Raw genomic sequence first — 23255 nt, 5'->3', positions numbered from 1 at the left:
ACCCATGTAATTTGTAACATTTCTTAATGGACAAGAATTCTCTCCATTTGCTAAAATGATAGCCATGTATATAGAAAAAGTTCCTAACCGTAATTCTCCCCCCGCTGTTCTTCTTCGAGAATCCTACCGAGAAGGAGATCAAGTCAAAAAAAGAACCCTTGCCAATCTCTCAAAATTACCCGATGATATTATCGAAAATCTGAAACTGGCTCTTAAAGGAGCAACACTGTCCATGAATGAAGGCATTCCCAATCATTTTGAAGTGATTAGAAGTCTTCCTCCTGGTCATGTAATGGCTATTTTAGAGACGATTAAAAAATTGGGTTTAGATAAAATAATCAGTGAAAAATCCTCACGAATCAGAAACTTAGTGGTGGCGATGATTGTGGCAAGAATCATCAATCCTAAATCGAAACTAGCCACAGCGAGAGGGTTTAATAGTGAGACTTGTAGTCAGAGTTTAGGACAATTGTTAGACTTAGAGAAAGGCGATGAAGACGAATTATATAACGCCTTAGATTGGTTATTAGAAAAACAAGAGAAAATTGAGAAGCACCTAGCAATTAAACACTTAGAATCAGGAACATTAGTCTTGTATGATGTCACTTCTACCTACCTAGAAGGAAATGGTTGTGAACTGGGAAAATATGGGTATAATCGAGATAAAAAGAAGGGGAAAACTCAGATAGTGTTTGGTTTGCTCTGTTCAGCTAAGGGTTGTCCGATAGCGGTAGAAGTATTTGAAGGAAACACTTCAGATGGTGCTACTTTAAGCGGACAAATTGAGAAAGTCAGAAAGGGTTGGGGGATTGAGAATGTGGTCTGGGTAAGTGATAGAGGAATTTTAACTAACTCGAAAATCAAGGAATTAGTAAAACCGATAGAAGGATTAGACTATATTACTGGTTTAACTAAGCCTCAAATTCGGAAACTGGCTGAGGTGGAAGTGATTCAATTAGGATTATTTGATCAGGTAAACTTGGTGGAATTTGAGAGTGAAGATTATCCCGAAGAAAGATTAATTGCTTGTCGGAATCCCTTAATCGCCCAGAAAAATCAACTACAAAGAGAGGCATTATTAGAAGCGGTAGAGAAGGAACTAGATTTGATTGTTCAGGCGACTCAAAGGGAGAAAAGAGCTTTAAAGGGCCAAGATAAGATAGCTTTGAGAGTGGGCAAGATTCTTAATCAGTTTAAGGTCAATAAATACTATAACCTAGAGATAACAGAAGAAGGCTTTTCTTATCAGCGTAAGCGGGAATTAATCGCTCAAGAAACGGCCTTGGATGGTGTGTATGTGTTAAGAACTTCTCTGGAGTCAACCTTGATGGATGCAGCGACGACGGTTAAAGCTTATAAAAGTTTATCTCAAGTGGAGGAGGCATTTCGCTGTTATAAGTCAATTGATTTAAAGGTACGTCCTATCTATCATTATAAGGGTGATAGAGTCAAAGCTCATATCTTTTTATGTATGTTGGCTTATTATGTGGAATGGCATTTAAAACAGTGCTTGGCTCCTTTATTATTTGAGGATGAAGAAATTGATGATGGTTCTCTGAATGTGATTAAAGCCAATCGGAGTGAATCCGCTCAGTCTAAAGAGAGAAAAAAACGGAATCAAGAGAACTTTCCTGTGCATAGTTTTCGGACTTTGTTGGAAGACCTGGGGACAATTTGCTTGAATACAGTGGAATGTACGATTAGAGAGGGAAGTTATCGTTTTTCTAAGATAACTCGACCGACCCAACTGCAACAAAAAGCGTTAGATTTATTGGGAGTTTCCCTGATTTGTACCCAGTAACGGGGCGGCGTAAATTCTCTTAATCCCTTCTACAGCACAGCTTATGGCTTTTTGTCAACGGGGAAGTCCAGATATACTAAGGATAACTTGATCAATACTTTCTAGGGAAATTTTGCTATCAATTCCTAGAAAGTATCGAGGTTTAGGTTTTGCGTCCGAGAAAATTAATAATCCGGGGACTAATTTCTTTTGACCAATGTTCTTGGGGATAGTGTTTCGCTTCCGCGAGGGGGATTAATTCCACTCCTGATTTAGTAGCTAATTTTTCGACAGTGACAGAAGATAACCAAGGATCCGCCATTCCCCAGACAAAAAGGATAGGTTTTTCAAAGTTCTCTAAACCTGTCTCAATTTCTGCCATAGTTTTCGATAGGTTTAAATTGCGAATCGTGGCCAGTAAAGCGCGACCCACTGCCGAAGTTTTTAGATAAGGTTGACGGAAAATAGCCAGATCTGCATCACTAATCACAAAACCGCTACCAGTTTCTAAAGTACGATCGACTAATAAGGGGTCTTGAGTTGCCATATCTCCGAGGAAAGGTAGCCCCCATTGTTTCATTATCCAGGGTAATTTAACATCACTGGAGAGGGGAGTATTTAAAACGATCAAGCGCTCAATTTTATCAGGATTTTCTAGGGCGTATTGTAACCCGACGGAGGCTAAAAAACCCTGGACAATGAGGGAGATTTTCGGCAATTGGAGAGCTTGAATAAAATCGGCCAAGGCTTGACAAAAAGCGCTAGGTGTGTAGGCGAAATCTCTGGCATCGGGTTTAGCGGATAAACCGGAACCGATCCAATCGGGGGCAATGGCATTAATGTTATATTCTTCTAAACTGGTCAATAATTCCCGCCAAATATAGCCATGGGCGGGTAAACCATGGAGTAGGATCACGGGGGTTGTGTCCGGTTGTTGAGCGGGGTTAACCTGTCGATAGAACCACTTGAGAGAGCCGACTTCGAGAAAACTTTCTAAAATAGCCATGGTTAATGGGGGATTAATAATCATTAACCATTGTCTAACGTCTAGGAACCGATCGCACCGGCAAATTTTCCACCCCGGCAGTTATAGGGAGCTTGCGTCGAGACTTTGTGCTTCTCCGGGGGTTAAGGGTAAATGAAGACCGCATTCTTGTTTTAAACCCTTGAAACGGGTGTCTCGTTCGTTGCTATCATCGGCGGTTAAAGGCCGACTGGAGTGCCAATCACCGACGGAGACATAACCTAGATCAAAATAGGGATGGTAGGGAAGATCGTATTTAGTCAGATAGTCATAGATGGTTTTGGCATTCCAGTCAAGGATCGGTAATATTTTGTAACGTTCGCCCTGTTGATTGACCCATTGGAGAGTTTTGCGGTGGTCGGTTTGGTCGCGACGTAAACCTGCTAACCAAGCGGTGGCCTTTAATTCCTTCAAGGCCCGTTGCATCGGCTCCACCTTGCGGATTTTGTCGTAGAGATTGAGGGAGTCGAGATCGTTATTTGACCACAGTTTACCGTGGATTGCTTCCATGCGGGCGGGACTGAGGGGAGATTGATAAACTTTCAGGTTTAAATGGAGGCGTTGGCTTAATTCTTCGGCAAATTGATAGGTTTCCGGGGGAAGATAGCCGGTATCGATCCAAATGATGGGAATATCGGGGATAATTGCGGTGACGAGGTGCAACATCACCGCCGCCTGAATGCCGAAACTGGTACTCATCACCAAACCTTCCCCAAAGGTGGCCGCGGACCAAGCGACGATTTCCGCAGCGTTAGCGAAGTCAAAACGTTGATTAATTGTGTCCAGGTCGAGGGATAGAGGGTAGGAAAAAGACCGGTCGGCAGTGGCGATGAAGGCAGTTTCTAGGGCCTGTGGATGAGAATTAAGCAAGTGTAAATCTGGCATTCTGGCTAAGATTTAAGGTATTAGTGGCGGCGGATACTGATAGATTCCAATCTATCTATTAGGGTTTGATCATAGAGTTACCTCCATCTCCTCCCCTTGAGAAACGTGGGTGAGACTTTCGCCTCCGACGGCTCCTAGTTTAACTGCTCCATTGTTAGGGATACAGCTTGACAATCGAGGGCCGTTTTATCATCCTGACACTGGCGGTCTAGTAGTTGGGGGTTTTTGTATTCATCCTGACCACCCTATTGTTGAGGATGTATATACTTTACTTATACTATATCTGATGGGGTGAAGTGTGGCCTACACTAGCGACACCTTCCTTTCTCAAAAATCTCTCCGGTGACACTAGATTAAGCAAGATGGGGAGGAATTACCGCTAGTTTTTGCAGTTGTTTTTCAATATTGGCCTTTAATTGGGTCCGGGTGATTTCTTTTCCCGTTTGAGCGGTGTGTGCATTTTCCAGAAAAATAATACTATCTACTTTTTCTAGAGCAAATAATTGGAATAAAAGATGGGTTACGGGAATCAGGAGCGTTGATAGGGGTGAATGGGCGGTATTTTGGGCAGATAGGGCCATTTTTTCCGTAGCAAAGGCATAGATTACCCTTTTCTCCTGTTGCGGCTGCTGCCGATGAGCTAAGGTGGTTAGTAACCAATCACCCTGGCTATTCTGCACCACATAGTATTGTAAATGTTTTAACTGTCTGGCCATGGCCGCGAGGACGGGATTAACCGCTTCTTCCATGACTACGGTGGTCAGTCCGTAATTGACCGCCTCTCGACTTAAAATATGCAGTTGTGCCTTTAATTTCATGGCTAATCATCTCTATAAACTAATCGATGGCGATGACATTCATGCCTTGATTCGGCAACCCCAGTTAAAATTGTCGTCGTGAAAAGATGAGGATGGAGATACCCAATAATAGACCAGTATAAACGAGACTGTAGAGGGCATTAGCGATTAAGACATCAGCACTAGGCAGCAAACCATAAACGGCCTCGTTTCTAAAATTTAATCTCTCCAAATCTGGGAGAATTAGATAAATATTTTTGGTGATAGCGAGGATATTGGCATTTTTGCTGATTATACCCAATTGGATCAGATCTTTGCTGATGTGACCCATGAGATAGACCCCAAAAGTCATTAACGTGGCTAAAATTGAACTGGTAAATACCCCAAAAGCGATCGCCACGGCTGCGATCAGAATTAATTCCAAACCGAGATAGAAAACCGAGACAATTAGGGGTAAAGCTTGAAAAGATACTTTCATCCCCAGCAACATCAGCAGGTAAATCACCAACATTACCCCCAACATCACCGCTAAAACCCCGGATAAACCCAAGTGTTTACCGAGGATAAATTCGGCCCGACTCAGGGGTTTAGGAATCAAAACTAAAATAGTTTTCTTGTCAATTTCCTTATTAATTAGCCCTGTACCCACAAAAACCGCGACAATTACCCCTAATAATCCGATAGCGGCTAATCCCAAGTCAAGAAAGATTTTCTGATGGGTTCCCACCGCAATTTCTGGTAATAAACGCCAAGCGAAGGCCATCAACAAGGCAAAAAACCCGATAAAGTAAAGAATGCGATCGCGAATAACCTCGCGAAAACTATTAGCTGCGATCGCCAAGATTCTCAGGATGCTGATACCCATAGCCTTTCATCAAAATAATATCTGTCTTTCCTTTTGAGATTACCCATTTCCGTGACAAAAGTGGACCTCCTCTAAAAATCAAAAATTGTCACGGTTGGTTAGCAGTCCGTAACGATGACTAGGTGTTGTTAAGTTAGCTAAAAAAGCAGCTAATCCTCACCGTTCCAGTGTTACCTTATCTTTGTCAAAATCCACCATCAAGAATCAGCCTAGGATAAATTGATCTCTAATAACCCCGGTGGTGGCGATATCTCGATGCGTGCCGCTTTTAGATCCACCAGTGGCACAATTTCTTTGACGAAGGGGATCAGGGCCCGGGCCCCTGAGTCGGAGGATGAACTTTTTTTCTTGAGGGGGGCGAGATTTGCTTCTAGTTGCACTGCTAAAATGTCATTACCCGCCCACAAAATATCTACTACAACCCCGATTTTTTCTCCTGTCAGGTGATGATAAACCTCTAAGTTGACTAGCTCGCTAACATGATATTCATCCGCTTCTAGGCGAGGTTTTTCTAGTTTATTTGCCCATAATTTATATCCGCGCAAAGCTTCGGCTTGTTCACGATTTTCAACCCCCTCTAACTTGATAACATAAACATTTTTGCCCGGTAGATCACGTCCCCTGAGCAGAGCAATTTCTCGGATTTCTCCTCCTTGGGGTCCTTGTATTCCCCTTATCCCTCGCTTCTGAAAACGTTCGGGAAAATCTGATACCGATAAAACTCGCAATTCTCCCTCCAGTCCCTGGGGTGCTACTATTGTCCCAATTTCTAGCCAATTTTCTTCCATTGTCTCGACTTTTTTGCTATAGCTTTCCCTAGTATATAGCCTTTTTTGTCTCGCTCCTAGATTTTTAAAGTCTTGGTAAGGTAAAATTTTTAGTTGGGTGCATCTCCTATTTGTGACTTTCTCTCACATATTGGTTAGCAGCAGCAGTTATTAAAAGAGGGCGAATACAATTCGCCCCGACAATAATATTATCGCGCCAATGGTAGGGGCGCATTGCGTGCGCCCAAAATGTCCTATAGATATTTCAACAAAACTGAGATGTGCCCATTTTTTGACTTTTTACTGGTGGCTTTTTAGTGAATTATGACTATTTGGCAAGCGGATTTTTATAAATCTTCATCTTCTTCTCCTCTTGAGACAGTCTGGCAATTGTTAATTTTCGATTCTCTCGGTCATCTTATCTATGAAAATTCCTGTCCCCAATCCCAAGCTAATAGCGACTGGTTAACCCAACAGTTACGGCAAGCTTGTCAAGTCTCCCCTCCGGAAATTATCCAAGTTTTTCGCCCCCAATGCGCCAATTTATTTCTCCTCGCTGGTCAAAATTTACAGATCAAAATCCGGTTAACCCGTCACGTTAATGCCCTGAAAAAACAGCTAGAATTACGGCAAATCCCCATCAATATCGACTCTCCTCCACCGCAACCCCTACCAGACCAATTTTTAGGTCAAGAGTGGCGTTTTGCTCGCTTTCCCGCCGTTGATTTAGTTAATTTTTTTGGCGATCGCAGAATACCGATTCTTTCCCTACCAGAGGCCTTTTCTCCTTTAAAATTAGGTTTAGCCTCCACTTTAATGATCCCCGGTGTGGTGATTACCGGTGGTAAAAAATCTCTGGCGATCGCTCGTTGGTTGGAGGAAATTAACCCAGTATTTATCGATCATATTCCCACAGAAACGGGGCGATCGGGCGGTTTGGTCTTGGAATCGGGCCTAAATGAACGTTGGATTTTCCTAACCTACGAGGATGAAGAAGTGGCCCGGGCAGCCAATGTTTATCAGGCAACCAAAGAGGAAAGCCAAGGTTGGCACTTTCTTCTCATACAACCGGATGATTCTGGCCGCACTTTTACCGGCTTTTGGCTACTGCAGCAGGTTTAACCCCCAAGCTGTCCCCAAGAGGCAAAGAATGCCAGCTAACCCCGCTAAAGGTTGGTTATAGATACCTTTAACCCAAACTAACCCAGAATCGCTGTAAGACATCAATTCGGCACTGTCTAGTAAGGCCAATCCCCACACCCAACCGCCATGAAGTCCCCAAGCTAATCCTAAACTACCATGATTGATCGCCCGCGCCCAGACCAGAACCATGCCCATCAGAAATAAACCGGGTAGTTGCGGCAGCGTTTGCTGACGTTCCCAAAGCAGGTGCAGCAGGGCAAAAATTAGGCTAGAAATGGCTCCCGCCACCCAAAACCCGTATTCTTGGCTTAATTGGCTCAAAAAGATGCCCCGAAAGATTAATTCCTCGGTAATACCCACCCAGAGGGCCACTATCAACAGGGGTAAACTCAAGGAAAAAGCGCGAGTTAGATTTTTGGGCTGCCAATGTACCCAGGCCAAAATCCCCTCTAGGAAAAAAATTATCCCTAATCCCACCACTGCCAAGATTAATCCTTTGGTTAGGGAGATAAAGAGGGAAAATGACCAAATTAATCCGTAATTATCGAGGCTGCTCCCCTCTATCTTCAATAATCCCCAGATAACTAAGGGAGCCAAGGCGTAAAGAGAGGCCACTAGGGGTAATTTTTGGTCAGGTTTTGTCCCTTGCAGCGGTTGCCATCCCAAACGACTCCCTAAACCAATGGCAATGGGCAGCCAGAGAATTAACCAGACTAACAGGAAAATAATAATTTTTATTAAGGCGGCAATCTCCATTGTCAATTAGCTGATGGGGGTGTGGGTTGTGGGGTCTGGGGTGTGGGGTTTTGGGGTTTTGGGGTATTAGTTGGAATTTCCCTATCCCCCCATTTCCCCATTTCCCTACCCCCTACCCCTAACACCCATAAAACAAACCCTCTAGGGATAGAATAACTGTGGAACTTTGCTCTGCTAAAGCCTAGCTCCAACAAAAATCCATCCCTAGGGGGTTGCGAAAAAGAAGAAAAAGTGCTTAAGGAAAACCCCTCAAGTTGATAAAAGAGGCGGTCAGGGGTTAGAATTAGGGGTAAGAATCTATATTGTCTTTTTGGTCGGTCTTGTCAAAACTAGCCCTTTTGACTGCCGATTTTTTTTATCCTTATCCCTACTCCGTAACCCATTTAAGCTTCTGCCGGTTCTTCTGATTCCATTTGTTTGAGGTGGATGTGCTTGTAGCCAAGTTTGATTTCAAATTCATCCCCGGGCTGCAAGTTCATTTGTTCGGTATAGGTGGAACCGATGACGATTTGACCATTTTTATGGACACTAACCCGGAAAGTGGGTTCGCGGCCGCGGCCATCTTTAGTCCCTTCGGGATCAAGAGGAACCCCTTTTGCACCTAAAACAGCATCGTAAAAGTCGGTTAAATTGACCCGAACTTGGCCATCTTTACTTTGAGAGTAGTAACCACAACGTTTTGCCGTTTCGCGACGGGGTAAGTGGGATAACTCTTTGACTTTTTGAAGTAGAGCTTTCCCGGTTAGGGGAGTAGGAGAGATATCACTCATGGTACTTTTTAATGTCTCTTGATTTTTGACTGACTGTCAATTAAGTTTACACTGACAAATTGATCATACCAAAAATCTTGCCAAAAATGTCTAGAGGGGAATAATAAATTTTTTAAAACTGATGGTTCGGTGATGACAATCGTGCTAAGAAGACCCCAGACTAGGTAGTAAGTGTAAACCTTGTGGGGGAGAGGAAATTTTTGGCCAAGACTCTGGCAATTTTTGGTCGGGTGCGAGGAAAACAGGGGGGAGAAAGTGAGGACAAAAAACCGTTTAAGCTATACCTAGCAAGGAATTGAGAAAATATACTTGTGGTTGGAGTTGGCAAAAAACTAATGACCCAGAGCAGTAAATCCGGGGGGATTAAACTGTTTTCGATCGACTTGCCCATCTATCATTAGGCCTAGATACCCACCCCTTGGCTCAACCGACCGGGGAAAATCTTAAGGATTAATTACCATTACTAGCTCCCCCTTGGCCCGTTAACATCGATTATCCTGAGTATTAGGAGTCCCTCATCCCCGTGCCGAGTATGGAAGTTTATTTTAAAATTCTGCGTCAACGACCCAACGACACCCCCTACCTAGAAAATTTTACCCTAGAGGTGGAGGCGGGAAATACAATTCTCGACTGCCTTAATCGCATCAAATGGGAACTTGATGGAACTTTGGCCTTTCGCAAAAATTGCCGCAACACAATTTGTGGCAGCTGTGCTATGAAAATTAACGGTCGTTCGGCCTTGGCTTGTCAACAAAATATCGCCAGTGAATTAAACCATTGTAGCCAAAAAGATGCCGGAGAAATTCCCGAAATCACGATCGCACCCCTGGGTAATTTACCGATTATCCGGGATTTAATCGTCAATATGCAACCGTTTTGGGACGATTTAGAAAAGGTTGAACCTTATATTAGTAGTCAAGCGCGCACCATTCCCGAACGAGAATTTCTGCAAACTCCAGAAGAAAGAGCCAATCTCAATCAGATGGGTAACTGCATTATGTGCGGGGCCTGTTATTCGGAATGTAACGCCAAGCAAGTCAATCCCGATTTTGTCGGACCCCACGCTTTAGCAAAAGCGCAGCGCACCCTAGCAGATTCCCGCGATGGTAATCAAGAAGGTCGCCTAGAACTTTATAACCAAGGCACCGCAGGGGTTTGGGGTTGTACCCGTTGCTATTTCTGTAATGCGGTTTGTCCTATGGAAGTGGCTCCTATGGATCAGATCGGTAAAATTAAACAGGAAATACTCGCTCGCAAGTCGGCCGATAGTAGTCGTCCCATTCGTCACCGGAAAGTTTTAGTGGAATTAGTCAAAGCAGGGGGATGGGTTGATGAACGCCAATTCGGCCTCTATGTGCTGGGCAATTATTGGCGCGATTTACAGGGTTTATTAAGTATTGCTCCCTTGGGATTGCGGATGATTGCTAAGGGTAAATTTCCCACTTCCTTTGAAGCTTCCGAGGGAACCGAGGAGGTGAGAGGTTTAATTACTGCCATTCAAAATTCTCGCTCTTGATCACTCTCGATGGTTAGAGTAATTCTGACCCACAAAGCTTTTGCATGAGTGCCTTTTGCATGAGTGCCTATCTTCACTAGGAAATTTATTTTGCACGACTACTTAGGGTTTGCTGAATAATGGTAAAACCCTCTTAAAATAAGGCTTTTGACCTGTTAAAATCCGATGTTCGTGCTGCGAAAATAGGATTGGAACCCTCAAAAATCTTGCATTATCTTTCCTGTAGTACATAGACTGGTACAAAAAGAGAGGGCAACAAAGCCTGAAACTCCTGACTCCGTTCAGACCTCGGACGTTCGGCGAGACTTCGGCGTGAGCTTTTGTCGAGCGCTCAGTCGAGCCGCGTGAGCTTTTGTCGAACGCTGATCTCACGGCCGAAGCCTGACTCCTAACCCCACCAACAAACTTTTTCAACAAACCCTACTTAACGGATGAGAGGCGCAACATTTTGAGATTTTTCCGCAAACCTTGCCAGGAATATTATCTCTTATCTTGACCAGATGGATTGACTTCCAGGGGTGACAAAACAAAGCGAGCAACTGTAACATCTCGCCGCTAGATGTTAAGTCTGATTGCCTGGTCATTCTCAACAAGTGCTGTTTATTGAGAATGAACGGGGAACCCTGAATTTTTCGGCTTAGTTGGCGGCAGCTTGCCGCCAACTCACTCCTCTAGATAAGTATTTTGACTCACGCCCCTTCCTCTTTCGAGACGTTGTGACACTTAGGGTGCGGAATGTGGGATATAATCGCAAAAATCCCTAGTTTGTTGACAAAAAAACACCCTAGGTAGGGTGGGGGCGGAACCTATTCTGCTGTACTCTATGGATAATACCAGTTAAAAAAGCAGGCTACTTATTCTTTGATCGAGCTAACTTCCGCTTCGAGAAAGCCCCCAATCCGACTGCCGTTCCTGCAACGAGAATAGCCAGAGAGCTTGAGGGTTCGGGGACGGAAATAGGTTGTTTGACGGTGGCTGTTAGGGTACTTTGTGCTATGGGGATAAAAGAACTAAAAATAAAGCTGGGATTGCCTACAACTTGCCCATTATCGCCCGATGCGAAGCCAACCGAGGGACCAGATAGTCCCCACACTTGACCTGTAGTAGAACCGCTTGATCCACCAACTAAAAATTGTCCTGTCGTGGTATTGAAGTTAAAGTTGAATGTTCCTCCTTGGCTGGGCTGCCAAGTCCCCAGAGAAGTTGTATTTTGGAAGACTTCCATCATGAAAAAGTCAAGTTGACCGCCCGTGATCGGCCCTGTTCCAATCAAGGAGTCATTGTAACCAAACATCCCTGTCAAGTTATAGCCATTAGCTCCCGTCCAAGAAATGTTAAAAGAAATGGCTTGAGCAGCTTCAACAGAGAGGGCGAGACTGATAAGTGCTACCCCCCCCCGATGGAAATTTTGATAAGTTTTGCTAATGACATAGGCAAATACCTCTTAAAGAATGTGGTTTTGCCCAAACTATAATATATATACCCCTAGAAGTATATATATTAACCATTGATTTTACTTAATCTTACCATTGACCTTAATCGATATTAACAATACTCTAAGTTACTTATAAAAATAAAGGTGTATTAGCGACAGCGTAGCAAACCCTACTTATACAACTTTGGCAGGAGGTCTAAGGCAAAGCCGTCCTAAAAGGACGGGGTTTTAAACCGAGGATTTGCGGTGATACAATAAAGCTAGGCAAAAATGCGATCGCAAGAGATAAAGCATGGTTCAAGCACCCATCGAACCCCAACTTTTCTATCCTGACTCCGACGGTAAACCTATGGCCGACAACACAGTTCAATATCGCTGGATTGTTCGCTTGGTTGCCAATCTCAAGTATTTATTTAAAGGGCAAACCGTCTTTGTCGCTGGAGATTTGCTCTGGTATCCCCAGCAGGTAACTGTACCCCCCGCTCCCCGTCAAGCTCCCGATGCCATGGTAGTTTTCGGCCGTCCACCTGGTGAGCGCGGCAGCTATAAACAATGGGAAGAAGACAATATTGCCCCCCAGGTAGTGTTTGAAATCCTCTCTCCGAGCAATAGTGCCAGGGAAATGCTCAAAAAGCAGTCTTTCTATCGGGAGCATGGGGTATTAGAGATGTTTTTCTATGACCCAGACTCCCATGATTTCTGGGGATTGGTGCGACCCAATCAGCAAGAGGATTTTTTCCCGGTGACGGCCTTGAATTTTCCTTGGACTTCCCCAATCCTAGGAATTCGGTTTGAGATGTTTGAAGAGGGTTTAGAGGTCTTTTATCCCAATGGGGAACGATTTAAAGACCCTGAAACCCTCTTTGAGGAGCGCAACCAAGCACAACAAGAGCGCAACCAAGCACAACAAGAGCGCAACCAAGCACAACAAGAACGCGACCAAGCACAACAGGAACGCGATCGCGCTTTTGCCCGATTACGGGAATTGGGCATTGACCCGACACAGTTGTGACTATAATTAATCTTCAGCGGAGATACCGTCATCTTCCACCACCGCTTCGGTGATAAGTACCTAAGCAAAATTAATTACACATTTCGATAAAGCTTTTGCCTTTTGCCTTTTGCCTTTTGCCTATCCTAACCAAGAAATTAATTTTGCACGACTACTTAGGAGAGGGGGGAATTTCCGTTAAGGGAGATAAATCCGCAGGGGGGGCCACCACGCGATCGAGTTTTAGGGTTAAATAACGAATAACCTCATCACTTAAACCCATGGCCCGTTCCATGAAGGCGACTTGTTGCTGAACGACTTCGTGAGACTCAAGAAGAAGCTCTACAAAATATCAAAGAGGCCATTGACTTATGTTGAGAAGTTAGAAAAGAAAAAGACCTACCTTTGAAAATTACAAAATAGCAGGTTAGTCCTTGCTATTGCTCAACCCAACCCCTATTTTTATATAAGTAGGTAGGTGTTAAAAACTGTCAGATATCCCCCTTATTCAGGGAAGATTAAGGGGGGATAAATCCCAAAGTTCTCAACTCAATTGTCCTGTTTTGACTTCTTCCCTTGAGATAGTTTGCGCTGGCAGAAAGCACCCAATCCTAATACACCTAAGCCTAAAATTGTGCTAGGTTCAGGGGTTGAGGTAGATGGCGGAGGGGAGGAAATGACAAATTGACCGCTATTATCAGAAGAATTAATATCGTTGATACGAAACTGAAGAACAGTGCCATTAGCAATACCCGTAAAGCCTACATTTGTAAATATGCTGGATAAAGGCACACCAGATAATGATAAATTTGTTGGTGGATTGGCACTGCCTAAACCATTGGCTGCATTAGCTGAGAATAGAGGAAAAAATCCCAGTGTGCTATTACCAATAAGTAGAGAACCACTGGGTTGACCCGGACGTGTTGCCCCGGAACCCGCCGCGATAGTTTGTCCCACACTGAATCCTGGCTGTGTTGTTTGGGTAATAATACCCGCAGCATTCATAGCCAATGTTCCAGCCCAGATATCTACTGTTCCAGACACATTAACACTTAAGGTGTCTGACGGAAGAAAGTTTTGAGAAACCGTGAAAGTTGGCCCAGAAAAAACATTAGTCCCTAAAACAGTTGTGTTGGGAATAATTAGCTGAGCAGCTTGAACTGGTGATATTGCTAGAGTGCTAAAAGCAATGGCAGAGGAAGCGATGGCTAATTTTGATAAGCTATTCTTGCCTCCCCCCCGACAATCAATTTAGTTTTGCTAATGTCATAACTAAATGCTTCCTAAAAAATGGCCTTTCGGTTGCTATAATGGCATTTTTGTCTGTAGATGTCAAGCTCTTGCCGTTAAACTTATCAAATCTTAAAAATACTCTAAGTTACTTATAAAAATAAAGGTATGTTAGCGACAGCGTAACACGCCCTACTTATCGCTCTCTTACTCAAAGGCAAAAGCACTATCTTCTTCATGAATCGGCAAAATTCAGTAAAATAGCAATAGACTAAATCAGAGAGAAAAAATTAGCTGTGGCAACTACATCCGAAGACGTATGGCGACTCTTAGCCGAATTAGCGACTGCTCAAAAAGAAACCGACAAACAACTGAAGGAGACTGACCTACTATTGAAGGAAGTTAGTCAGCAACAGAAGAAAACTGACAAACAACTCAAAGAATTAGGTCAGCAAATTGGGGGACTCGGTGCAAAATTCGGCAGTTTTACCGAAGGACTTGCCCTCCCTTCAATGGAAAAGATTCTCAGACAACGCTTTGGTATGGAAGTTGTTAGTCCCAGTGTGCGAGTCAGTAAAGATGGAAAACACCTAGAAATTGATGTCCTTGCCTATACCAATGGTGAGCTAAATACTGCTTATATCGTCGAGGTTAAAAGTCATGCTAGAGAGGAGTCTATTTCACAATTAAAAAGTATTTTGCAACGGTTTCGCCGCTTTTTTCCTGAACACAAAGATAAAAAACTCTATGGCATATTAGCGGCAGTTCATTTATCATCAGAATTACGGGAAAAAATTCTGCAAGAAGGGTTTTATGTGGCTCGGATTCATGACCAAGTATTTGAATTGGATATTCCCGATAATTTTCAACCTCGACTTTATTAAAAATTTAGATATAATACTAAATCCTGTTATTAAATGATTATTTATTCTCCCCTTTGACTTTTGCCTTTTGCATGAGTGCCTCTCCTGATATGTAGCCCATACTCAACGGATTTAGTACAAGGCCAAGCCGTCCTTTTAGGATGGGGTTTTAAACCCAGGATTTGCGGTGATACAATAAAGTTAGGCAAAAATGCGATCGCAAGAGATAAAGCATGGTTCAAGCACCCATCGAACCCCAACTTTTCTATCCTGACTCCGACGGTAAACCTATGGCCGACAACACAGTTCAATATCGCTGGATTGTTCGCTTGGTTGCCAATCTCAGGTATTTATTTAAAGGGCAAACCGTCTTTGTTGCCGGAGATTTGCTCTGGTATCCCCAGCAGGTAACTGTACCACCCGCTCCCCGTCAAGCTCCCGATGCCATGGTAGTTTTCGGCCGTCCACCTGGTGAGCGCGGCAGCTATAAACAATGGGAAGAAGACCATATTGCCCCCCAGGTAGTGTTTGAAATCCTCTCTCCGAGCAATAGTGCCAGGGAAATGCTCAAAAAGCAGTCTTTCTATCGGGAGTATGGGGTATTAGAAATGTTTTTCTATGACCCAGACTCCCATGATTTCTGGGGATTGGTGCGACCCAATCAGCAAGAGGATTTTTTCCCAGTAACGGCCTTGAATTTTCCCTGGACTTCCCCAATCCTAGGGATTCGGTTTGAGATGTTTGAAGAGGGTTTAGAGGTCTTTTATCCGGATGGGGAACGATTTAAAGACCCTGAAACCCTCTTTGAGGAGCGCAACCAAGCACAACAAGAACGCGACCAAGCACAACAAGAACGCGACCGCGCTTTTGCCCGATTACGGGAATTGGGCATTGACCCGACACAGTTGTGACTATAATTAATCTTCAGCGGAGATACCGTCATCTTCCACCACTGCTTCGGTGATAGGAGAGGGGGGAATTTCCGTTAGGGGAGATAAATCGGCCGGGGGGGCCACCACGCGATCGAGTTTTAGGGTTAAATAACGAATAACCTCATCACTTAAACGCATGGCCCGTTCCATGGGGGCGACTTGTTTGCCGCTGGCCTGATAATTCATCTGCACATAGACACCATCATTGAGTTTTTTGATGGGATAGGCCAGGCGTTTTTTACCCCACACCTTAACCTCAATGTCTGTGGCGCTGTGTTCGCTAATCAGAGTCCGATAACGTTCCACTTGTTGCTGAACGACTTCTTCCCCTAAATCGGGACGGAGAATGTAAAGAGTTTCGTAGTTATTGCTCATGTCAGAATCCTTATGGACTAGAAGGCTTCTTTGTCAAGGCCAGAGGTTAATTGATTTTAATAACTCTCTAGCTTTTAATAAAGAAGCAAGGATATATGATCATACTACTATCCGAGAGTCGATCGCTAGTCATTCCCAGAAAAATATGGCGCAACGCTATGTACGAGTGAAACATCGTCAAGGACAAATCTTCTACGGACTGTTACAGCTAAACCGTAGCGTTGCTGTCTTTGATGCCCCTCCCTGGCAAGGAGGGCAACTAACCAAAATAGAATTAGAACCTGATAGCTACCAACTATTAGCCCCCTGTTTCCCGTCGAAAATTATTGCTGTGGGCAAAAATTACCGCGCCCACGCCGCCGAGATGGGAACACCTGTACCGGAAGAACCGCTTTTATTTCTCAAGCCACCGACGACAATTATCGCCGATGGTGAAACAATTTTTTATCCGCCCCAATCGGAAAGAGTAGATTATGAGGGAGAATTAGCATTAATTATCGGAGAAACCGCCAAAAACTGCACCACAGCCCAGGCCAGAAGCAAAATCTGGGGTTATACCATTGCTAATGATGTCACCGCTAGGGATTTACAGAAAAAAGATAGCCAATGGACGCGGGCGAAAGGATTTGACAGTTTTTGTCCCCTCGGCCCCTGGATTGTCCGGGAATTGAGTATCGGGGCGCAATTAACCACTTTTCTCAATGACGGCAGCGAACCCAAACAAAGCAGTTATCTCAGTGATATGGTCTTTCCCCCCGATGTCTTGGTGGCTTATATCTCCCAAGTGATGACCCTGCTGCCGGGGGATGTGATTTTAACGGGAACTCCCGAAGGAATCGGACCGATGCAGGTGGGGGATAAGGTTCGGGTGGAAATAGAAGGCATCGGGGTTTTGGAAAATAGCGTCATGGCAGCAGAAATCAATTAACGATAATTAACAATCCTAGCGAATACGGCGGGGTCTAGACTCGCCCCACCGACTAAAGCCCCGTTTATCTGCGATTGAGCCATAATTTCATCGATATTATCCGGTTTTACCGAACCCCCGTACTGAATGGTGACTTCGGGATTGTCTAATTGTTGCCGAATCAAACCGATAACCCGATTGGCTTCCTCACTTTCGCAGGTTTCCCCCGTGCCAATCGCCCAGATGGGTTCGTAGGCGATAACGAGGTTTTTTTGGTCAACATTGACTAAACCTGCTTGAATTTGCTTGATAATTACTTTTTCCGTTTCTCCGGCATCTCTTTGGGCTTTACTTTCTCCCACGCAGATAATCGGGATTAAACCTTGTTTTTGGGCAGATATAACCCTTAAATTGACGGTTTCATCGGTTTCGCCGAAATATTGCCGGCGTTCACTGTGACCGATAACCACATAGTGAACCCCGATTTCGGTTAACATATCCGCCGAGATTTCGCCCGTATAAGCCCCCGATTTTTCCCAGTGGACATTTTGCGCCCCCAAGCGAATACGACCACCGTGGAGGGTTTTAGAGAGGACAGCTAAAGCTGTAAAAGGGGCGCAAAGAACTACTTCTCGGTCGTCGGGGGTTTCATCTAGATGGGATTTAAAATCTTGCAAAAACTCCAAAGCTTCTCTCTGGGTTTTGTGCATTTTCCAGTTACCTGCAATAACAACTTTCGGCACAGCTTAATTAATTTAGTAGATTTGATAATTTATGGTACATTTTACTCTAAGCCTTTTTGTTACCCTAAGCAAGATCAGCGATAATCGCTGTTTGTCGTGAACAGATTTCTTTAATACTTTTACCTCTACCTAGGGTTTGCTGAATAAATCTAAAAACTTTGTTTGATAAGGCTTTTAGACTTTTTTGACCTCAAAAAGTGCCTACCATTGGAGGGATCGGGGGTAAAATTCCTGGACTTTTTCCCTGAAAATTAGGTAACTGACCACCTCAAAATCGGTAAAACCCTACACCCTACACCCCACACCCCACACCCTGCCCCCACGAAAAACTTTTTGCCGCAAACCCTACCTATGCCCTAATCCCCTACCAAATCCTCATGCGAACCTTAGCGATCGGCGATATACATGGTTGCTCAAAAGCTCTAGATCACTTGCTAGAGATCGTCAACCCCAAACCGCAAGATACTTTAATCACCCTCGGTGATTACGTTAATAAGGGCAGAGACTCGAAAGGGGTGATCGATCGCCTGATTTCCCTACATAAACAGGGAAATTTGATTCCCCTCAAAGGCAATCACGAGATTATCATGCTGCAAGCCCGTAATAACCCCCTCAAACAGCGTCTCTGGTTAGAAAAAGGCGGTAAAGCCACCCTCAAATCCTATAGCGAAGGCCACCTGATTAAAATTCCTGAATCCCACTGGGATTTTTTAGGAAAAGTCTGTATAAATAGCTACGAAACTGCAAATCATTTATTTGTTCACGCTGGTCTCGATCCCAATCTACCCCTAGCCAGACAACCAGAATACAAACTCTTTTGGGAGAAATTTCAATATCCCGCCGCCCATAGTTCGGGAAAAACCATGATTTGCGGCCATACCAGCCAAAAAAGCGGTAAACCGGTTAATCTCGGCCATGCCATTTGTATTGATACTTGGGCCTACGGCCAAGGCTGGTTAAGTTGTTTAGATGTGGAAACGGGGAAATTGTGGCAGGTTAACCAGCGAGGAAATTTTCGCATTAGCCATATTCAAGATTATTACCGTCCATCCTCTCTAGGTCAGGACATTAAGGAAGGTTCGCCGATTTTTGGCGGTTCACTCTTGTCGAGAGCGGCAGCAATAACATTTAAGGGCAAATAACTGGGGTAAACTCCCTCGCGAGCGCGTTCAATATCCGTTTCCTCTAGGGGAATTTGGTATTTAATCGCAATTGCCTTGAGGATATCGCCGCGATCGATCACTCCCGCTACGGCGGAGGCTGGTGTTAACACCGTGATCATGCGGTCTGGGATGGTTTCCAATTTCTGCACCACCGTCACTAAGGGGGTTTTTTCCTCAACAGTGGCAATTTCCGCGAGGGGATGGGCAAGATCAAGCAGTTGTTTTTCTGACCAGAAACTCCGCTCGATCGCCTGTAAATCTTCCACCCGAATTAATCCCCGATAACGCCCCTCGGATGCGGCAAAATAAGCAGTATTGGCAGCCGCTCGGTCTAAAACGTATTCTTGGGCGAATTCCTCTAGGGTTTGATGGGCGTTTAAAACCCGCAAATGTCGGCTCATCACCTCTCCTGCCGTGAAATTGAGGAGACTTTCCTGTAAATTAGTTAAATTATCGTAGGCGCGGGCATTTCTGAGGATAAACCAGCCCATTAATCCTAACCAAGCTCCCTCCACAGCTGCCGTCAAGAGAACCAAGAAAATCCCCAAAATAATCCCCAACCAACCGATTAATTGACCACTGATCGCAGCCCAATGTAAACCCTTCCAGCGATCGCCAGTCGCTTGCCAGACGATTGCTTTGAAAATTTGACCGCCATCGAGGGGTAAACCAGGGATAAGATTAAATAAAGCCAAAAACAGGTTAATTATCGCTAAATGCCCGCATATATAAGTTAAATTGGCGTTTAAATAGGGTAAGTGACTGGCTAGGGATAGGAGACAAAACAGGAGAAAACTGACGAGGGGTCCAGCGATCGCTACTTGCAGGGCCTCTGGAGGAGTCCGCGATTCTCGATCGATCGAGGCCATACCCCCAAAGAGGAATAGGGTAATGGAATTGACCTTGATACCTTGGCATCGGGCCATGAAACTATGACCTAATTCGTGGAGTAAAACCGAGATAAACAGCAATAAAGCGATGATTAAACCAAGTAACCACGCTAAAATAGAACTTTGGCCAGCCTGAGACTGAATTTCTGCATCGGTGGCATTGATCAGGGTGACAAAAGCCAAAATCAAAAACCAGGAGGAATCAATATAGAGAGGAATGCCCAATAAAGAGCCGATTCGCCAATTTGTACCCATAATTTTCAGTGGGGAAGTGGGAAGTGGGAATTATGAATTATGAATTATGAATTGGGGAGTGGGAATTATGAATTATGAATTATGAATTATGAATTGGGGAGTGGGAAGTGGGGAGTGGGAAGTGGGGAAATGGGGAAATGGGGAAATGAGGGAATTCAACTAAAACCCTAAAACCCTAAAACCCTAAAACCCTAACCCCTAACCGCTAACACCTGTACCCTTTTAAGACATTTGGAAAATAAAAGTCATTTTGTCCCCTTTACCGAGGGAAATACGATCGCCAGCACGGAGACGATGACGATTGCCGGGGGGTAGGGGAGTGTGATTAACGTAGGTTCCGTTGGCGCTGCCGCTGTCTTCGAGGTAATAGATGCCTCCTTCGACGCGGATATCGGCATGAACCCGGGAGACGATATCAGAATCGGGAAAACCGGAAACATCGATATCGGGGGGAATGCGAGCGTTAGGTTTGCCGATATGAATTACCGATAGATGTAGGGGTAATTCAATTTTGCTATCGGTTTGTAGGTGCTGGAGACTAGCCATTTCCATCTGTAGGCGGGTGGCAGCCGGAACCGGTGGGGGGGCAACAGGAGGAGGTGCGATCGAGGCGCCGGTGGCTGTAGGGACCGGTGGGACGGGTTCAGGTTCAGGTTCGGCCTCGGCTGCCACCATGGGGACAGAATTAGGCTGTAAATTGTAGCCACACTGACCGCAAAAGGTGGCATCAGTTTGGATGGTTGCCCCACAACTAGGACAGAAAGACATCCGTGGCAAGGGAGTGTAACAGGCCTCGCATTGAGTGGCCTCATCGGGGTTAGTATGTTCGCAATTGGGACAAACGATCATTTTTAAGAAAAAAGGAAAAACTAAAAAAGCCGATTAGGGTGTTAGGGTGTTAGGGTGTTGGGGTGTTGGGGTGTTAGGGTGTTAGGGTGGTCACTGCGTGCGCGTTGCGGGGGGTGTTGGGGTGGTCACTGCGTGCGCGTTGCGGGGGGTGTTGGGGTTTTAGTTGAATTCCCCCATTTCCCTATTCCCCCATTTCCCTATTCTCTAGACAAAAGAGGAACCGGCGGCGGCATCGAGTAACCAGTATAATTCCCCGGCCGGGGGGTGGATCAGACGGGAAGGATAGGAGAAAGAGTCACCATAGGCAGAGAAAATCTCATGTAGAGCGGGGCGTTTACTTTCGCCGGCAGCGATAAAGATCACACAACGGGCCTGATTGATCAGGGGAACAGTAAAAGTCAAGCGGGGATTACCATCTTTCTCGCCGACGGTGATACAGCGATCGCTGACCGTTAAAGCTGCCGTGTGGGGAAAGAGAGAGGCGGTGTGACCATCATCGCCCATTCCCAATAAAATCAGGTCAAAAACGGGAAAATCGGGCGAATTGACCCCAAACCATTGGCGGAGATGATCATCGTATTTTTGGGCAGCCCGGTGGGGATCGGGGTCATCCGTGGGCATAGGATGAATATTAGCGGCCGGGATCGGTATGCGATCGAGCCATGCTAACCGGGCCATGCGTTGATTACTGTCGGGATGATCGGGACTAACGTAGCGTTCATCTCCCCAGAAAACGTGAATTCTTGACCAGTCGAGGGGTTGAGAGGATAAAGCTTCGTAGAGAGGTTTCGGGGTGCTACCGCCGGACAGAGCGATCGTAAAATGGTCCTGTTGGTCGAGGCTGGTTGTGATTTTTTCCAGAACCAGCGCCAGAGATTTTGCGATCAGAGCTTGTTTATCGGCTAAAATTTCCACCAATTTCTGCATGGGTTTTGTTATCGACTCAGGGGGGCTGTCTTTACTATAGGCTAACGATTCAGGACTCGTCTGAGAGCTTGGGAAAATTTTATCCTTTGACAGCCTCTGTCTTAGGTAAGAGATACGGGGGGAAACCCAGTCTGAGAGCTTGGGAAAATTTTATTAGACCTGCGGCAAAAGTAAGTTATCGAAGTGCTATCGGGTCAAAATATCTAAAAATTCGGATAAATTTGCTATAATCTTAGTTTTTATCGATATTATAGTTTTCTATTGTCTTTTTTCTCCTCCTGGCGACCGTCTTCTCAGCTAAAGGAAGATTTTTGATTTTTGCGAGAGAGCTATTCTTTGACAGGGATAAGTTTACCGATACCATATTGAGGTAATATTTCTAAAGTCGATTCTCGACAGGGGTTGACAAGCCGAAGGGTTTAACGTAGGGTTTAGCGGGAGGTTAAACGAGAGTTAACTAGAAATTGCAGTTTGTCAGAGGGCCTCTCGGCAAAATCCTTCTGGGAATCCCCAGCGAGAACTTTTAAACAGACTAATGAATCTATTCATTGACATACCATTACAGAAACAGCGATGAACAGCTTTACTTCTTTGTCCCTGAAATTAACGGGATTGGTTTTCATTATTTCCTTCCTTTTGGATGGGTTTATCCTGCCGCTGCCCTATCAATTCAGTCAATCCCAATGGCAGGTAGGGTTCGTCACCACCTTTGTTGATCGAGGAATTGTTCCTCTCCTGGGTATCATTCTCGTTTTAATTGCTTACTGGATTGAAGCTAACAATAGAGATAGAGATGTTATTCCTAGGAAATCCCGCTTTGAATTGCGTTGGCCGATCTTTATTCTTTCTACACTGTTGGGTTTAGTTTTTCTGTTGATGATTCCTGTTCACATCAATAATATCAACCAGATTAAAAACAACGCTTTGACTCAAATTGAACAGGGTGTTGATCAAGGAGAGGGACAAATTCAGGCTTTCTTAGCCCAGTTGAATACTCTATCGCAAAATCCCCAACTATTAGAACAGCAGATCTCTCAGAGAAATCAAGTAATTGAAACTGGTCGTTTCCAAGGACAAACGATCAGCACAGAACAGTTACAGACCCTACGTCAACAAAGAGAACAATTAACTAATTTACGGGATTTATCCAAAAAACCGAAGGAGTTTAAACAGCGATTAGATGAGATCAAAAATCAGCTACAAACTCAGCTGCAAGATCGGCGAAAACAGGCAGAAAGCCAAGCTAACTTGGAGGCTTTGAAACAGTGGTTAAGAATTGGTATTCAAAGTATGTTGCTATCGATTTGCTATAGTTTGATCGGTTGGTTAGGCATTCGAGAACTAGGTAGTATGAAAAAACGCACTGCCTAAGCAGGGGATTTATCTTAATGA

Annotated in this window: 23 protein-coding genes and 1 pseudogene; 9 read left to right on the top strand and 15 right to left on the bottom strand. The window is 44.6% G+C overall.

The features are described from left to right. Positions 1-64 precede the first annotated feature (64 nt). Positions 65-1801, top strand: a complete 1737-nt coding sequence (locus B5D77_RS09235; RefSeq protein WP_106908712.1) for an IS1634 family transposase — start codon at positions 65-67, stop codon at positions 1799-1801. Positions 1802-1943: 142 nt separating this feature from the next. On the opposite strand, the gene B5D77_RS09230 is transcribed toward B5D77_RS09235, so the two are convergent. The 5 genes from B5D77_RS09230 to rimM all read right to left on the bottom strand — a co-directional run bounded on the left by B5D77_RS09230 (position 1944) and on the right by rimM (position 6139). Further along, a complete protein-coding gene (locus B5D77_RS09230; protein WP_106908711.1) occupies positions 1944-2810 on the bottom strand; it encodes an alpha/beta fold hydrolase in 867 nt (288 codons plus the stop codon). A 57-nt stretch (positions 2811-2867) separates the two neighbouring features. Further along, positions 2868-3689: a phosphoadenosine phosphosulfate reductase gene (gene cysH, locus B5D77_RS09225; RefSeq protein WP_008202807.1), complete on the bottom strand. Its 822-nt coding sequence runs from the start codon at positions 3687-3689 to the stop codon at positions 2868-2870. Between the two features lie 353 nt (positions 3690-4042). Further along, positions 4043-4507, bottom strand: coding sequence for a hypothetical protein (locus B5D77_RS09215; RefSeq protein WP_008202808.1), 465 nt, complete (start codon positions 4505-4507; stop codon positions 4043-4045). A gap of 64 nt (positions 4508-4571) precedes the next feature. Beyond that, positions 4572-5351, bottom strand: a complete 780-nt coding sequence (locus tag B5D77_RS09210; protein WP_008202810.1) for an ABC transporter permease — start codon at positions 5349-5351, stop codon at positions 4572-4574. 209 nt (positions 5352-5560) lie between these two features. Continuing rightward, positions 5561-6139, bottom strand: coding sequence for a ribosome maturation factor RimM (gene rimM, locus B5D77_RS09205; RefSeq protein WP_008202811.1), 579 nt, complete (start codon positions 6137-6139; stop codon positions 5561-5563). A 303-nt stretch (positions 6140-6442) separates the two neighbouring features. On the opposite strand from rimM, the gene B5D77_RS09200 reads away from it, so the two are divergent. Then, on the top strand, positions 6443-7240 hold the full coding sequence (locus B5D77_RS09200) for a Tab2/Atab2 family RNA-binding protein (RefSeq protein ID WP_106908709.1): 798 nt from the start codon (positions 6443-6445) through the stop codon (positions 7238-7240). Here the strand turns inward: B5D77_RS09200 and B5D77_RS09195 are convergent. Beyond that, positions 7223-8017 carry a CPBP family intramembrane glutamic endopeptidase gene (locus B5D77_RS09195; protein ID WP_106908708.1) on the bottom strand — a complete coding sequence of 265 codons (795 nt, stop codon included), beginning with the start codon at positions 8015-8017 and terminating at the stop codon, positions 7223-7225. The genes B5D77_RS09200 and B5D77_RS09195 overlap by 18 nt on opposite strands. Before the next feature lie 383 nt (positions 8018-8400). After that, positions 8401-8787, bottom strand: a complete 387-nt coding sequence (locus B5D77_RS09190; protein WP_008202818.1) for an AbrB family transcriptional regulator — start codon at positions 8785-8787, stop codon at positions 8401-8403. Positions 8788-9319: 532 nt separating this feature from the next. On the opposite strand from B5D77_RS09190, the gene B5D77_RS09185 reads away from it, so the two are divergent. Continuing rightward, positions 9320-10303, top strand: coding sequence for a succinate dehydrogenase/fumarate reductase iron-sulfur subunit (locus B5D77_RS09185; RefSeq protein ID WP_008202819.1), 984 nt, complete (start codon positions 9320-9322; stop codon positions 10301-10303). An 850-nt stretch (positions 10304-11153) separates the two neighbouring features. On the opposite strand, the gene B5D77_RS09180 is transcribed toward B5D77_RS09185, so the two are convergent. Then, positions 11154-11597, bottom strand: coding sequence for a PEP-CTERM sorting domain-containing protein (locus B5D77_RS09180; protein ID WP_106908707.1), 444 nt, complete (start codon positions 11595-11597; stop codon positions 11154-11156). 433 nt (positions 11598-12030) lie between these two features. Here B5D77_RS09180 and B5D77_RS09175 point away from each other — a divergent pair, with 433 nt between their 5' ends. Further along, the gene (locus B5D77_RS09175) at positions 12031-12750 is read left to right on the top strand and encodes a Uma2 family endonuclease (protein WP_106908706.1); all 720 of its coding nucleotides are present in this window, start codon (positions 12031-12033) and stop codon (positions 12748-12750) included. Between the two features lie 151 nt (positions 12751-12901). Here B5D77_RS09175 and B5D77_RS27685 read toward each other — a convergent pair. Both B5D77_RS27685 and B5D77_RS09170 read right to left on the bottom strand, forming a co-directional pair. Then, positions 12902-13039: pseudogene (locus tag B5D77_RS27685) on the bottom strand (30S ribosomal protein S6); the annotation flags it as partial. Positions 13040-13278: 239 nt separating this feature from the next. Then, on the bottom strand, positions 13279-13773 hold the full coding sequence (locus tag B5D77_RS09170; RefSeq protein WP_232306197.1) for a PEP-CTERM sorting domain-containing protein: 495 nt from the start codon (positions 13771-13773) through the stop codon (positions 13279-13281). Between the two features lie 482 nt (positions 13774-14255). Here B5D77_RS09170 and B5D77_RS09165 point away from each other — a divergent pair, with 482 nt between their 5' ends. Both B5D77_RS09165 and B5D77_RS09160 read left to right on the top strand, forming a co-directional pair. Beyond that, on the top strand, positions 14256-14843 hold the full coding sequence (locus B5D77_RS09165; RefSeq protein WP_106908704.1) for a DUF3782 domain-containing protein: 588 nt from the start codon (positions 14256-14258) through the stop codon (positions 14841-14843). A 212-nt stretch (positions 14844-15055) separates the two neighbouring features. Then, a complete protein-coding gene (locus B5D77_RS09160) occupies positions 15056-15733 on the top strand; it encodes a Uma2 family endonuclease (protein ID WP_106908703.1) in 678 nt (225 codons plus the stop codon). Positions 15734-15739: 6 nt separating this feature from the next. On the opposite strand, the gene rpsF is transcribed toward B5D77_RS09160, so the two are convergent. Beyond that, the gene (gene rpsF / locus B5D77_RS09155) at positions 15740-16129 is read right to left on the bottom strand and encodes a 30S ribosomal protein S6 (RefSeq protein WP_008202835.1); all 390 of its coding nucleotides are present in this window, start codon (positions 16127-16129) and stop codon (positions 15740-15742) included. Positions 16130-16274: 145 nt separating this feature from the next. Here rpsF and B5D77_RS09150 point away from each other — a divergent pair, with 145 nt between their 5' ends. Continuing rightward, positions 16275-17057 (top strand): fumarylacetoacetate hydrolase family protein, encoded by a 783-nt coding sequence (locus B5D77_RS09150; RefSeq protein WP_008202838.1) that lies wholly within the window; start codon positions 16275-16277, stop codon positions 17055-17057. Here B5D77_RS09150 and tpiA read toward each other — a convergent pair. Continuing rightward, on the bottom strand, positions 17054-17779 hold the full coding sequence (tpiA, locus tag B5D77_RS09145) for a triose-phosphate isomerase (protein WP_106908702.1): 726 nt from the start codon (positions 17777-17779) through the stop codon (positions 17054-17056). The genes B5D77_RS09150 and tpiA overlap by 4 nt on opposite strands. Positions 17780-18156: 377 nt before the next feature. Between tpiA and B5D77_RS09140 the strand changes: the two genes are divergently transcribed. After that, positions 18157-18921 carry a metallophosphoesterase family protein gene (locus B5D77_RS09140; protein WP_008202843.1) on the top strand — a complete coding sequence of 255 codons (765 nt, stop codon included), beginning with the start codon at positions 18157-18159 and terminating at the stop codon, positions 18919-18921. Here B5D77_RS09140 and B5D77_RS09135 read toward each other — a convergent pair. From B5D77_RS09135 to pgl, 3 genes are all read right to left on the bottom strand, one after another. After that, complete coding sequence (locus tag B5D77_RS09135) at positions 18840-20087, bottom strand: site-2 protease family protein (RefSeq protein WP_106908701.1); 1248 nt, start codon at positions 20085-20087, stop codon at positions 18840-18842. The two genes, B5D77_RS09140 and B5D77_RS09135, sit on opposite strands and share 82 nt — an antisense overlap. Positions 20088-20309: 222 nt before the next feature. Further along, on the bottom strand, positions 20310-20936 hold the full coding sequence (locus B5D77_RS09130; RefSeq protein ID WP_106908700.1) for an FHA domain-containing protein: 627 nt from the start codon (positions 20934-20936) through the stop codon (positions 20310-20312). A 204-nt stretch (positions 20937-21140) separates the two neighbouring features. Further along, a complete protein-coding gene (pgl, locus tag B5D77_RS09125) occupies positions 21141-21863 on the bottom strand; it encodes a 6-phosphogluconolactonase (RefSeq protein WP_008202848.1) in 723 nt (240 codons plus the stop codon). Positions 21864-22436: 573 nt separating this feature from the next. Between pgl and B5D77_RS09120 the strand changes: the two genes are divergently transcribed. Continuing rightward, complete coding sequence (locus tag B5D77_RS09120) at positions 22437-23234, top strand: HpsJ family protein (protein ID WP_008202850.1); 798 nt, start codon at positions 22437-22439, stop codon at positions 23232-23234. Positions 23235-23255 lie beyond the last annotated feature (21 nt).

It is taken from the genome of Microcystis sp. MC19 (assembly GCF_003019735.1).
In the GTDB taxonomy this organism is placed as follows: Bacteria; Cyanobacteriota; Cyanobacteriia; order Cyanobacteriales; family Microcystaceae; genus Microcystis.
Note: the sequence above shows the minus strand (reverse complement) of the source record. Positions and strands in the feature narration are given on the sequence as shown.